This window comes from Pseudomonas sp. UM16 (assembly GCF_050312595.1).
Lineage (GTDB): Bacteria > Pseudomonadota > Gammaproteobacteria > Pseudomonadales > Pseudomonadaceae > Aquipseudomonas.
Map to the genome: position 1 here is coordinate 75,823 of NZ_JBNPJT010000005.1, position 12,787 is coordinate 88,609.

11 protein-coding genes are annotated in these 12,787 nt (G+C 59.5%); 5 read left to right on the forward strand and 6 right to left on the reverse strand.

The features are described from left to right. Positions 1-7: 7 nt before the first annotated feature. From pqqC to ACQRAX_RS07295, 4 genes are read left to right on the forward strand one after another with little or no spacing between them, the layout of a single operon-like run. A complete protein-coding gene (gene pqqC, locus ACQRAX_RS07280; protein ID WP_412039034.1) occupies positions 8-763 on the forward strand; it encodes a pyrroloquinoline-quinone synthase PqqC in 756 nt (251 codons plus the stop codon). Beyond that, positions 760-1,035 (forward strand): pyrroloquinoline quinone biosynthesis peptide chaperone PqqD, encoded by a 276-nt coding sequence (pqqD, locus tag ACQRAX_RS07285; protein WP_412039033.1) that lies wholly within the window; start codon positions 760-762, stop codon positions 1,033-1,035. The genes pqqC and pqqD overlap by 4 nt, the downstream gene beginning before the upstream one ends. Next, positions 1,007-2,167: a pyrroloquinoline quinone biosynthesis protein PqqE gene (gene pqqE, locus ACQRAX_RS07290; protein WP_412039032.1), complete on the forward strand. Its 1,161-nt coding sequence runs from the start codon at positions 1,007-1,009 to the stop codon at positions 2,165-2,167. The genes pqqD and pqqE overlap by 29 nt, the downstream gene beginning before the upstream one ends. Then, positions 2,133-3,971, forward strand: coding sequence for a S9 family peptidase (locus ACQRAX_RS07295; protein ID WP_412039031.1), 1,839 nt, complete (start codon positions 2,133-2,135; stop codon positions 3,969-3,971). Before pqqE ends, ACQRAX_RS07295 begins: the two co-directional genes overlap by 35 nt. Before the next feature lie 81 nt (positions 3,972-4,052). On the opposite strand, the gene ACQRAX_RS07300 is transcribed toward ACQRAX_RS07295, so the two are convergent. Together ACQRAX_RS07300 and ACQRAX_RS07305 are read right to left on the reverse strand one after the other, a co-directional pair. Continuing rightward, a complete protein-coding gene (locus tag ACQRAX_RS07300; RefSeq protein ID WP_003177654.1) occupies positions 4,053-4,211 on the reverse strand; it encodes a YqaE/Pmp3 family membrane protein in 159 nt (52 codons plus the stop codon). Between the two features lie 162 nt (positions 4,212-4,373). Continuing rightward, positions 4,374-5,654 carry an aspartate aminotransferase family protein gene (locus ACQRAX_RS07305; RefSeq protein WP_412039030.1) on the reverse strand — a complete coding sequence of 427 codons (1,281 nt, stop codon included), beginning with the start codon at positions 5,652-5,654 and terminating at the stop codon, positions 4,374-4,376. Between the two features lie 158 nt (positions 5,655-5,812). Here ACQRAX_RS07305 and ACQRAX_RS07310 point away from each other — a divergent pair, with 158 nt between their 5' ends. After that, a complete protein-coding gene (locus ACQRAX_RS07310; RefSeq protein ID WP_045180575.1) occupies positions 5,813-6,736 on the forward strand; it encodes a LysR family transcriptional regulator in 924 nt (307 codons plus the stop codon). A gap of 237 nt (positions 6,737-6,973) precedes the next feature. On the opposite strand, the gene ACQRAX_RS07315 is transcribed toward ACQRAX_RS07310, so the two are convergent. The 4 genes from ACQRAX_RS07315 to ACQRAX_RS07330 form a co-directional block, all read right to left on the reverse strand. Continuing rightward, positions 6,974-8,752 carry an acyl-CoA dehydrogenase C-terminal domain-containing protein gene (locus tag ACQRAX_RS07315; protein WP_412039029.1) on the reverse strand — a complete coding sequence of 593 codons (1,779 nt, stop codon included), beginning with the start codon at positions 8,750-8,752 and terminating at the stop codon, positions 6,974-6,976. A gap of 124 nt (positions 8,753-8,876) precedes the next feature. Beyond that, positions 8,877-10,160: a GGDEF domain-containing protein gene (locus tag ACQRAX_RS07320; protein ID WP_412039028.1), complete on the reverse strand. Its 1,284-nt coding sequence runs from the start codon at positions 10,158-10,160 to the stop codon at positions 8,877-8,879. Between the two features lie 152 nt (positions 10,161-10,312). Continuing rightward, a complete protein-coding gene (locus tag ACQRAX_RS07325) occupies positions 10,313-12,118 on the reverse strand; it encodes a phenylacyl-CoA dehydrogenase (protein WP_412039027.1) in 1,806 nt (601 codons plus the stop codon). Positions 12,119-12,386: 268 nt separating this feature from the next. Beyond that, positions 12,387-12,683, reverse strand: coding sequence for a pyrroloquinoline quinone biosynthesis protein PqqE (locus tag ACQRAX_RS07330; protein WP_412039026.1), 297 nt, complete (start codon positions 12,681-12,683; stop codon positions 12,387-12,389). Positions 12,684-12,787: the final 104 nt, after the last annotated feature.

Here is a 12,787-nt window from a genome sequence, read left to right on the forward strand (position 1 = left end):
AGCCGACATGAGCGACGCCAAAGCGCTGTCCCCCACCGAATTCGAACAGGCCCTGCGCGCCAAGGGTGCCTACTACCACATCCATCACCCCTACCATGTGGCGATGTATGAAGGCCGTGCCAACCGTGAACAGATTCAGGGCTGGGTTGCCAACCGCTTCTACTACCAGGTCAACATACCGATGAAGGATGCCGCGATCCTGGCCAACTGCCCGGACCGCGAGATTCGGCGCGAGTGGATTCAACGGCTGCTCGACCATGACGGTGCGCCTGGCGAAGACGGCGGTATCGAGGCTTGGTTGCGCTTGGGTCAGGCAGTGGGCCTAGACCCTGATCAGCTGCGTTCCCAGGAGCTGGTGCTGCCTGGCGTGCGTTTTGCCGTGGATGCCTATGTGAACTTCGCCCGCCGTGCCAGCTGGCAGGAAGCAGCCAGCAGCTCGCTGACCGAGCTGTTCGCCCCGCAGATCCACCAGTCGCGCCTGGACAGCTGGCCGCAGCACTACCCGTGGATCGACCCGGCCGGCTACGAGTACTTCCGTACCCGCCTGGGGCAGGCTCGCCGGGATGTCGAACACGGCTTGGCAATCACCCTGCAGCACTACACTACAGTAGAGGGCCAACAGCGCATGCTGGAGATCCTGCAGTTCAAGCTGGACATTCTCTGGAGCATGCTCGATGCCATGAGCATGGCCTACGAATTGAACCGTCCGCCTTACCACAGTGTCACCAGCGAGCGGGTCTGGCACAAAGGAATCGCCCTATGAGTTTTGATCGAGGACAAACCCCGAAATGGCGTCCGGGTTATCGCTTCCAGTACGAGCCTGCGCAAAAGGCTCATGTCCTGCTCTACCCCGAGGGCATGATCAAGCTCAACGAGAGTGCCGCGCTGATCGGTGGGCTGATTGACGGCCAGCGTGATGTGGCGGCGATCATTGCCGAGCTGGGCGAGCAATTTCCCGATGTGCCTGAGCTCGGTGACGACATTGAGCAGTTCATGGAGGTCGCCCGTGCCGAACACTGGATCGTCCTTGCCTGAGGTGCCGGCAAAACCCGACGTCGGCCTGCCGCTGTGGCTGCTCGCCGAGCTGACCTACCGTTGCCCGTTGCAGTGCCCGTACTGCTCCAACCCACTGGATTTTGCCGCCCAGGGTCAGGAGCTGAGCACCGCGCAATGGTTCAAGGTCATGGCCGAGGCGCGGGAAATGGGCGCAGCGCAGTTGGGCTTTTCCGGTGGCGAGCCACTGGTGCGCCAGGACCTCGTCGAGTTGATCGCTGAAGGTCGGCGCCTGGGTTACTACACCAACCTGATCACTTCCGGCATCGGCCTAACTGAGCAGAAGATTGCCGCATTCAAAGAAGCCGGCCTGGACCATATCCAGATCAGCTTTCAGGCCAGCGATGAGCAGGTCAACAACCTGCTCGCCGGTTCGAAAAAAGCTTTCGCGCAGAAACTAGAAATGGCCCGCGCGGTTAAGGCCCACGGCTATCCGATGGTGCTGAATTTTGTCACCCACCGGCATAACATCGACAAGATCGACCGCATCATCGAACTGTGCATCGCCCTGGAGGCTGACTTCGTAGAATTGGCCACTTGTCAGTTCTATGGGTGGGCCCATCTCAACCGCGTTGGTTTGTTGCCGACCCGCGCGCAGCTGCAGCGGGCTGAACGCATCACCAATGAATACCGCGACAAACTCAAGGCTGCCGGCAATCCGTGCAAACTGATTTTTGTCACCCCGGACTACTACGAAGAGCGCCCCAAGGCCTGCATGAACGGCTGGGGCAGCGTGTTTCTCACTGTTACCCCAGATGGAACCGCGCTGCCATGCCATGGCGCCCGTCAGTTGCCCGTGCAGTTTCCCAACGTGCGCGAGCACAGCATGCAACACATCTGGTACGACTCGTTCGGCTTCAACCGCTTTCGCGGCTATGACTGGATGCCCGAGCCGTGCCGCTCCTGCGCCGAAAAGGAAAAGGACTTCGGCGGCTGCCGCTGCCAGGCTTTCATGCTCACCGGCGACGCCAGCAATGCCGACCCGGTCTGTGCCAAATCAGCCGAGCACGGCATCATCCTCAAGGCCCGCGAGGAAGCCGAGTACGCCCACCTGAACATTGAAGAGCTGACCTTCCGCAATGAGCGAAACTCCCGTGTCATCGCCCGCAACTGAGCGTTTCAGCGCCGAACAGGCAGTGGCCGCCGGCACCGATTTTGCTGAATTACGCGTCGGCCCCCGAGGTTTATTCTGGAACGAATTCCGCCCAGGTGATGGAGCCTGCCGAATCTGGCATTGGCGTGAAGGTCAGGCCCATTGTCTTACCCCCGATGGTTTCAGCGTGCGTAGCCGAGTCTACGAGTATGGCGGGGGCAGCTTTTGTCTGAGCGAAGAAGGCCTGGTGTTCGTCAACGAAGCCGACCAGCAGCTGTACAGCCAAGACCTGGAAGGTGGTGACCCTGTGGCACTGACCCAGGGTGATTGCCGTTATGGCGATCTGCGCTGGGCTGCGGGACAGGTGCTGGCGGTGGAAGAAACCCATGCTGCAGATCTGGTCGAACATCGCCTGGTAGCAATAGCTCCAGAACTGCGCGAAATACTGGCCGAAGGTGCGGACTTTTATGCAGCACCAACGCTAAGTGCCGATGGCTCTCGCTTGGCGTGGATTGAGTGGAGCCGGCCCGAGCAGCCTTGGACCGCCACCCGCCTGCTTTGCCGTGAGCGGATGAACGATGGACGCTGGGGGCTGCCACGTTGCATTGCCGGTCACCAAGGCCCGGCGCAATCACTGCAACAGCCACGCTTCGATGGTCGTGGGCGGCTGTATTGCCTGTCCGATCAAAACGGTTTCTGGCAACCCTGGGGCGAAACCGCCCAGGGCTGGAGTGCCTTGCCCGCCAGCAATGCCGATCACGCCGCAGCGCCTTGGCAACTTGCTGCTTGCACCTGGCTGCCGCTGGGCGAACATCACTACCTGGCAACCTGGTTCGAGGACGGTTTCAGTCGCCTGGGCCTGTGTCATGCCGATGGTTCGCAACAACAAGTGGAAACCGACTTCAGCCGCTTCCGCTGTCTGGATCTGGATCAGGATTTTCTCTACGCCATCGCCGCCTCGCCCACCAGCCCGTCAGCGGTGATTGCCATCAGCCGCGTGGATCATCGCGTCCAGGTCTTGGCAGGTGGCGCGTCCCCTTTGCCTGCCGAACGCATCAGCCGCCCACAGTCATTGCGCTACCCCAGCGGTGACGGTATCGCCCATGGCTTCTTTTACCCGGCGATGAATGGCGCCAAGCGCCCACCGTTGATCGTGTTCGTTCACGGAGGCCCGACCTCGGCCTGCTATCCGGCACTCGATCCGCGCATCCAGTACTGGACTCAACGTGGCTTCGCCGTGGCGGACCTCAATTACCGCGGCAGCAGTGGTTACGGTCGCAGTTACCGCCAGGCCTTGCATTTGCGTTGGGGTGAAATCGATGTCGAAGATGCCTGCGCCGTGGTCGAGCACCTAGCCGAACGCGAGCTGATTGATCCTGCCAAAGCGTTTATCCGTGGTGGCAGTGCCGGAGGCTACACCACTCTATGCGCTTTGGCGTTTCGCGATGTTTTTCGCGCCGGCGCCAGCCTCTATGGCGTCAGCGATCCCCTGGCGCTGGCGCGCGCCACGCATAAGTTCGAAGGCGACTACCTCGACTGGCTGATCGGTGACCCGCAATTGGATGCCGCACGCTATCAGCAACGTACGCCATTGCTGCATGCCTCTGGCATCAACGTCCCAGTGATCTTCTTTCAGGGCGAGCTGGATGCCGTAGTAGTCCCAGAGCAGACCCGTTCGATGCTGGCAGCGCTCAAAGCCAACGGTATCCATGCTGAAGGGTACTTCTATCCGAGCGAACGCCATGGTTTTCGTACCGCAGCCAATTTGGCGCATGCACTGGAGGAAGAGTGGCGGTTCTATCGGCAGGTGTTAGCCGAAAAATAGCTGCTGTCTCGGTAAAAACATCAGTCTTGTGCTGACCTGTGGGAGCTGGCCGTGCCAGCCCCACGAAAGCCAAGCCTGCCGTTAGCGTTTAGCGATGATGTACACCGCATGCACGATCCCCGGAATGTACCCCAACAACGTCAGCAGAATGTTCAGCCAGAAGGCGCCGCCGAAGCCGACCTGCAGGAATACGCCCAGTGGCGGCAGGAGAATGGCGATGATGATGCGGATAAAGTCCATTGGGCAGCTCCCTTCAATGATGTACTAGAACTGACTCTAGCGCCGCGTCAGGGTTCAACCCAGCCATAGCAGATAAAAAAACGCCCCAAGCCAAAAAACTACAGGCCCGGGGCGATGCGCAGGAACGCGAGACGGTTCGGTTACTTCACCGAAGGTGAAAAATCAGGCAGTGGCTTCGCGCCGCTGGTGCTGTTGCGCCGAATGCACCCGAGCAAAGGCTCGAGCCAGACGCAGAAGCATTTCATCGATGTTGCCTTTGCTCACGTTCAGCGCTGGTGAGAAGCGCAACACGTCAGCCTGTGGGGCGTTGAGCAGCAGGCCTTCCAGCAGGGCAGCCTTGACCAGTTCGGCGCCATTGTCTTCGCTTAGTTGCAATGCCCACAGCAAGCCCTGGCCACGCACTTCACTTTGGGCGTAACGGCCGGCCAGACGGCTCAGACCATCACGCAGGTGCCGACCGGCATCCTCGACCTGCTCGAAAAAGCCCGGTTCCAGAACGGTTTCCAGCACCGCCAGGCCGGCGGCGCTCATCAGTGCATTGCCGTGATGGCTACCTTCCAGTTCGCCGGCCTCGGCGCAACAGGCACTGCCACGCGCCAGCAAGGCCGCCAATGGCACGCCGCCGCCCAGGCCCTTACCGAGGGTGATGATGTCGGCCCGCACGCCGTAGGTCTGCTCGGCAAGCAGGGCACCACAACGGCCAACACCGGTCTGCACTTCATCAAGAATCAACAGAATGCCCAACTCACGGCACAGCTGCTCAACCCCCTTGAGGTAGGCAGCAGTGGCTGGAATCACCCCAGCCTCACCCTGGATAGGTTCGAGCATGATCGCCACCGTGCGCGAATCGACGGCGGCGTGCAGCGCCTCCAAGTCGTTGAACGGCACTTTGCTGAAGCCCGGCAATCCCGGCTCACAGCGGTTGCAAGGCGACGGATCGGAGGCCGACAACGCCCCTAGGCTGCGCCCATGGCAACTCTGGCTGGCGGTGATGATGTGATAGGCGCCATTGCGATGCAGCTGCCCCCACTTGCGCGCCAGCTTGATTGCGCCTTCGCAGGCCTCGGCACCGCTGTTGAGCAGATAGGCCTGGTCGCTGCCAGTGCTCTGACACAAGAGATTGACCAACTTCAGCAAGCCTCGGTTATGAAAGCCTGCCCCTGGGTTGATCAATGCCTGCGCCTGGCTTCCCAGCGCTTTGACCAGCACGCCAGGACTATGACCGAGGCTGTTGACCGCACAACCCTGAGTGAAATCGAGGTAGGCGTGGCCTTCACTGTCCCATAGCCAGGAGCCCTGGCCACGCACGAAGACCTGCGGCGCACGTTCAGTGGCGGGCATCAGGCAATCGCGAGGCAATGCTTCTTGAGCTGCTGCGACAATCGGCATGGGCTTGCGCTCGGTCACAATTGGCGTAGGGCGTCGAAAACTGAACAGGTTCATGTGTTCAACCCTTTTGCCAATCCTATGTAAACAACACCAAGATACACAGTCTTCATCTCGCCTAATGGCCCTGCAAGCCTTGTGAATACGGGATAGACTAGGCTTCTTGAGGGCTAACGGCCATTTGGTTTTTCGAGCATTTTTGATAAGTATTTCTTATGGATTTTCGCCAACTGCGTTATTTCGTCGCGGTCTACGAAGAAGGCCATGTGGGCCGGGCTGCCGAGCGCCTGTCATTGTCACAACCGGCGCTGTCACAACAGATTCGTCAGCTCGAACACAGCCTGGATGTCAGCCTGTTCGAACGGGGCAACAAGCGCCTGCTACCGACTCTGGCCGCGCATACCTTGTACAACCATGCCCTGCCCCTGCTCGACGGCTTGCAGCGGGCTCGCGAGGCCCTGCGCAACTTCAAGGGTCAGTCACTGCGCACCTTGGCCATCGGCGTTCTGCAAACCGTCCGTCCAAGCCTGGTCCCACAATTACTCGACCGCGTGCGCAAAGCCCAACCGCACCTGGTGGTCCAGATCTACGAGCTGTCAGGCCTGGAGATTGAGCGACGCCTGCTCAACGGCAGCCTGGACATCGGCATCAGCTACCTGCCACCGCGCCAGCCGGGGCTGCATGGCTTGTTGCTATACGAAGATGAACTGCAACTCGTAATCCCCAACACTCACCCGTTGCGTGAATTCAAGAAGGTCTCGCTCAAGCAAGCGGCAGAGCTGCCCATGTTGCTGCTCGGCGAAGAGTTCCAGGTGCGCCAGATCTGGCAGACCCAACTGGCCAACCTTGGCCGTCGGCCACAGGTGCAGGCTGAAATGAACAACATGGGCGGGATTCTCGATAGCCTCGGTCATACCTCGCTGGCCACTGTACTGCCGGGCCGGGCCAAGGAAGTGGTTGAGGACGATCAAGAGCTGCTCTGGAAACCGCTGAGTGAGCCGCGGGTTCCACTGAAGATTGGCCTGGTGTTTCGCGATGCCCAGCGCCAGCAGGCATCGGTCGAATTGCTGCGCACGCTGCTGGAAGAGGAAGCCGACCCCAGGCAGATGGGGGTATCGCCGCTGGATGTGCTGGGCTAATGCTTGCCTGAACTTTTCGTTGGGCAAAAGAAAACCCCGCCGAAGCGGGGCTTTGCAGACTGTTTCCCTGACATCCATTTCGCCCCGCCACCCTGGCAGGAATCCTTCGTGTCCCTGTTCTGTACTTGCGCTTCCTGCGCTACGTCCATGGGAGAAGATTAACTGTGGATCCAATCTTTCGATAGAGGCGAAAAGTCACCACGTCGTGTAAGACATTGCTTACACGGCGCACTATTGTCAGAACTGCGCTGCGTCCAGCAGGTACAACGACTCACTGCCGGCTTTCACCGAAGCGCTGAGTGAATGGATACGTGGCAGCAGTCGGGCGAAATAGAAGCGTGCGGTGCCGAGCTTGCTGGCGTAGAAATCATCTTCGCCCTGCTTGCCCAGCGCGCTGCGCGCCATCAGTGCCCACATGTAGGCATAGGCGGTGTAGCCGAATACCTGCAGGTACTCCACCGAGGCCGCGCCAATTTCGTTCGGATTATTTTTGGCCCGATCGAGCACCCAGGCGGTCAAGTCGTCGAGGTTATCCAGGGCGGCGTTGAGCGGTTTAACGAACTCAGCCAATTCACTGTCGGCCGTGGCAGTGAAATGGCGGATCTCGTCGGCAAACAGCTTGTATAGCACCCCACCGCTACCGACAACCTTGCGCCCCATCAAATCCAGAGCCTGGATGCCGTTGGTGCCTTCGTAGATCTGGGTAATGCGCACGTCACGCACCAGTTGTTCCTGGCCCCACTCTCGAATGTAGCCATGGCCGCCGAACACCTGCTGACCATGCACAGCTGACTCCAAACCGAGGTCAGTGAGGAACGCCTTGGAGACCGGGGTCAGCAATGCAACGAGGTCTTCAGCACGTTTGCGTGTGCTTGCATCTTCGCTGTACTTGGCGGTGTCCAGTTGCATGGCGACATAGGTGGAGAAGGCGCGCCCCCCCTCGTTCAATGCCTTCATGGTCAGCAGCATGCGCCGCACGTCCGGATGCACGATGATCGGGTCGGCGACCTTGTCTTTGGCTTGCGCGCCGGTTGGGGCACGGCTCTGCAGACGGTCACGGGCATACTCGATGGCGTTCTGGTAGGAACGTTCCGCCGAAGCCAGCCCCTGGATACCCACACCCAGACGCTCGTAGTTCATCATGGTGAACATCGCCGCCAGGCCTTTGTTCGGCTCGCCCACCAGGTAACCCAGCGCTTCGTCGAAGTTCATCACACAGGTGGCCGAAGCCTGAATACCCATCTTGTGCTCGATCGAACCGCAGTTGACCGGGTTGCGTGCACCGAGGCTGCCGTCAGCGTTGACCATGAACTTGGGCACCAGGAACAGGGAAATGCCCTTTGGCCCGGCGGGTGCGTCCGGCAGTTTGGCCAGCACCAGGTGAATGATATTTTCGGTCAGGTCGTGCTCACCACCGGTGATGAAGATCTTGGTGCCACTGACTTTATAGCTGCCGTCTGCTTGCGGCTCGGCCTTGGTGCGAATGATGCCCAGGTCGGTCCCGGCGTGTGGCTCGGTCAGGCACATGGAACCGGCCCAGATACCGGCATACATATTCGGCAGGTATTGTTGCTTGAGCTCTTCGCTGGCGTGGGCGTTGATCGACAAGCAAGCACCGGCAGTCAGCATCGGGTACAGGCCAAACGCCAGGCTTGATGAGTTGACCATTTCCTCGACTTGGGCCGAGATCACCTTGGGCATACCCATACCGCCGTAGGCCGGATCACCGCCAACACCTACCCAGCCACCTTCGGCATAGGTTTTGTAGGCGTCGATGAAACCGGCCGGAGTGCTCACGGCACCGTTATCCCAATGGCAGCCTTCTTCGTCGCCGCTGCGGCTCAGTGGGGCGATGCTTTTGCCCGTGACCTTGCCGGCCTCCTCCAGCACCGCGAGGGCGGTCTCCTCATCGACAGCGTCTGCCAAGCCGGGCAATTGCGCCCAAAGCTTGGAGACTTCGAAGACTTCATTGAGGACGAAGCGCATATCGCGCAGGGGCGCTTTATAGTCAGCCATGGCAACCTCTCACACTAGAGTCGGGGGGCGGCCCCGCAGGACCGCTTCACTGTTATGCAGGCAGTGTAACCGAACAACTTTTGCGAGACATAGGGTCATCTGGCGACCGCGTAGTCAATTACAGTCACGCCATGCGCACTGCCCCACGTTTGGCCTGATGACCGTAGGCCACGACGCAATTGCGCCCTGCACCTTTGGCGCTGTAGAGCGCCTGGTCGGCCGACTTGAGCACTTCGTCGGGTGAGCGGTGATCAATCAGACGCTCGCTGACGCCGATACTGATGGTCACCGACACGCTGGTTGCAGCCGCTGCTCCGCGTCGCTGGCGACCTTGTTGATCGTCCTGCGGCCGGTTGTCCTGATTGCGCAACTGGATGTTGTAGTTGGCGATCACTTCGCGTACCGCCTCCAGGTGCGGCATGCACTCTTCGATGCTCTTGCCGGCAAACACCAGGGCGAACTCCTCACCGCCATAACGATAGGCGCGACCACCACCGGTTACCTTGGACAGTTTGCTGGCCACCAGGCGCAGAACCTGGTCACCGACATCATGACCGTGGGTGTCGTTGAATTTTTTGAAGTGATCAACGTCGGTCATCGCCAGCACATAGTTGCGCCCCAGGCGTTGCATACGTTCATTGAGTGCGCGTCGTCCGGGCAAGCCGGTCAGTTCATCACGAAAGGCCATCTGATAAGCCTCGTGAGAAACCGCCGCCGCGATCATCAACATTACCTGACTGCACATGATGTTGAGGGTGAAAGGCAAAATGAACGTCTTTGGCAACATCCAGAAAATGCCGATCAACCCGACAATCTGCGCGGCATGCAAAGGGCGGGGCTCACGCAGGTACTGAACCACGAGCACGACAAAGGCAATAAAGAACACCGGATAGGCCAGCTGGATCAGGCTCATCCATTGACCATGCAACGACGGCCAGCGAATTTCGGCCAACCAACCCAACAAGACCTGAGGAAAACTCTGCTCCAGGCCAAGGGCGACACTGCCGACAGCCAACAATACGGCGAATCGCGCCACCATGTCCTGGAATAGATGCGTACGTTCCTGCCAGGCACCGTACAGGGCAAACATCAGCGGCAATAGCAGACACACCAAATGAAACACTACCGCCGCATCTTCGCGGACGCGGCCGTTGTCACGGTAGAAGTCGGTCTGGGTATCGAGCAGAAAATAAGCGATGTAGACCGTAAGCATCAGGAACAGCTCGCGCTGACGGCGATAAACCGCGCAATAGGCGCCACCCAACAGCAACACCAATGTTGGTAGAACGTTGAACAGTGACGTAAAGAAGACGCTGAGGTCTCTCACATAGGCAGCCGCGAGCCCTGACACCAACAGACAAACTGACGGCAGGAAGTGGCTCGGGCGTACAGCGGATAAACGAAACAAGGGTAATCTCCGACCCGGCAGATCAATAATGGCATTGTGCCTTAATGTATCGGCAACGCCCATGAATTGATGAATGCGCTTTATCGGGTCGTAGAAGGCCTTAAACAAAAACGCCTGCCGCTGAGGGCAGGCGTTTCGTTACCGCAGATGACTTAGTACGAGAGACCGAAGTGCTCTTCGTTCATGTCCATCAGGTTGTTGGCACCCGACAGCATGGTTGCCACGTGCGTGCGGGTACGCGGCAGGATACGCTGGAAGTAGAAGCGCGCGGTCTGCAGCTTGGCGGTGTAGAACGCTTCTTCGCTGGTGCCGGCAGCCAGTTTCTCGGCAGCCAGGCGCGCCATGTCAGCCCAGAAGTAAGCCAGGCAGGCGTAACCGGAATACATCAGGTAGTCCACCGAGGCAGCGCCGACTTCTTCGCGGTCCTTCATCGCGGCCATACCGACCTTCATGGTCAGTTCGCCCCACTCTTTGTTCAACTGGGCCAGCGGTGCGACGAACTCGCTGATGGCTTCGTTGCCTTCGTTACCCTGGCAGAACTTGTGCACGATCTTGGTGAAGCCCTTGAGCGCTTCGCCTTGGGTCATCAGCACTTTACGGCCGAGTAGGTCCAGCGCCTGGATGCCGGTGGTGCCTTCGTACAGCATGGAAATACGGCTGTCGCGAACGTTCTGCTCCATGCCCCACTCAGCGATGAAGCCGTGGCCGCCATAGATCTGTACGCCGTGGTTAGCCGCCTCGAAGCCGACCTCAGTCATGAATGCCTTGGCAATCGGCGTCATGAACGCCAGCAGTGCATCGGCTTTCTTCTTCTCTTCTTCGTCCTGGCTGTACTTGACGATGTCGACCTGCTTGGCCGTGAAGTAGACCATGGCGCGGTTGCCTTCGGCGAAGGCCTTCATGGTCAACAGCATGCGACGAACATCCGGGTGCACGATGATCGGGTCAGCGGCTTTTTCCGGTGCTTTCGGGCCAGTCAGCGAGCGCATTTGCAGGCGGTCACGAGCGTATTTCAGGCCACCTTGGAAGGCTACTTCAGCGTGGGCCAGGCCTTGCAGCGCGGTACCCAGGCGAGCAGTGTTCATGAAGGTGAACATGCAGTTCAGGCCTTTGTTGGCCGGGCCGATCAGGTAGCCGGTAGCCGCGTCGAAGTTCATCACGCAGGTGGCGTTACCGTGGATGCCCATCTTGTGCTCGAGGGAGCCACAGGACACCGCGTTACGCTCGCCCACAGTGCCTTCGGCAGTCGGCATGAACTTCGGCACGATGAACAGCGAGATACCTTTGGTGCCAGCTGGAGCATCCGGCAGACGCGCCAGTACGATGTGGACGATGTTGTCGGCCATATCGTGCTCACCGGCCGAGATGAAAATCTTGGTGCCGGTTACTTTGTAGGAACCATCGGCCTGAGGCTCGGCCTTGGTGCGCAGCATGCCCAGGTCGGTACCGCAGTGCGGCTCGGTCAGGCACATGGTGCCGGTCCACTCGCCGGACACCAGCTTGGTCAGGTAGGTCTCTTGCTGCTCGGCGGTGCCGTGCTCGGAGATGGTGTTCATTGCGCCGTGCGACAGACCAGGGTACATGCCCCACGACCAGTTCGACTCGCCGACCATCTCGCTGATCGCCAGGCCCAGCGACTCTGGCAGACCCTGACCACCGTGATCGACGTCATGGGCCAGGCTTGGCCAGCCGCCTTCGACGAACTGCTGGTAGGCATCCTTGAAGCCAGTCGGGGTTTTCACGCCCGATTCGCTCCAGGTGCAACCTTCCAGGTCACCTACGCGGTTCAGCGGAGCCAAAACCTGTTCACAAAACTTGGCGCCCTCTTCGAGGATGGCGTTAACCATGTCTGGGGTGGCGTCCTGGCAAGCCGGCAGGCTCTGATAATGCGCTTCGTAACCGAGCAACTCGTCACGTACGAAGCGAATATCACGCAAGGGGGCTTTGTACTCAGGCATAGCGATGAACCTCTGCTGATGAATCCTGGATAGGGAGACCGCGATATACCGACCAGCTCTAGGTGGCTTTCGGTCAAACAGTTGTTTGAAACATACGTTTACGCCGAAAACTTGTCAAGCATCAAGCAGAGGGCAGTTCGGTCATGCAAGACTGGCCGATTGATCAGGCAAAAATCCGCACAAACGCGCAGCCGAGCGCCTGCCAGCAAGGCCAAGGCGCTGATACTCAAAGACTAGTTGAAGCCGCGCAGCTCGCGCGGCGAGGGGCTCAGGCGTAGGTGTCGATCAGCGTGCCGAGCATTTCGTCCGATGCTTTGGCCACTTTGACACCCAATTCGACCTGATGCTTGCCCAGGGCCATTTCCACACTGCTGGTGGCCAAGTCCATCTGCTGGCTACGGTCGACCGCACGCAGACGTTCGGCCTGATAGTCACTGGACTGGCTGGTGGCTGCACGCTCGACGGTGGTGTTGGCGATCTGGCTGGCGGCCTGATCGACGCGGTTCTGCCCGGTCTGAATGGCCCCGAGCCCCGCGTAGAATGCTGAGTTGCCTGAGATTTCCATGTCGAAACTCCCTGTCGCTGAAGGCGAACAGCCTCTATTGAAGCAGACCTACTGGCAAAAGGCCCGTTGAAATCAGTAATGGCATGTTGCCATTCGATAGACTC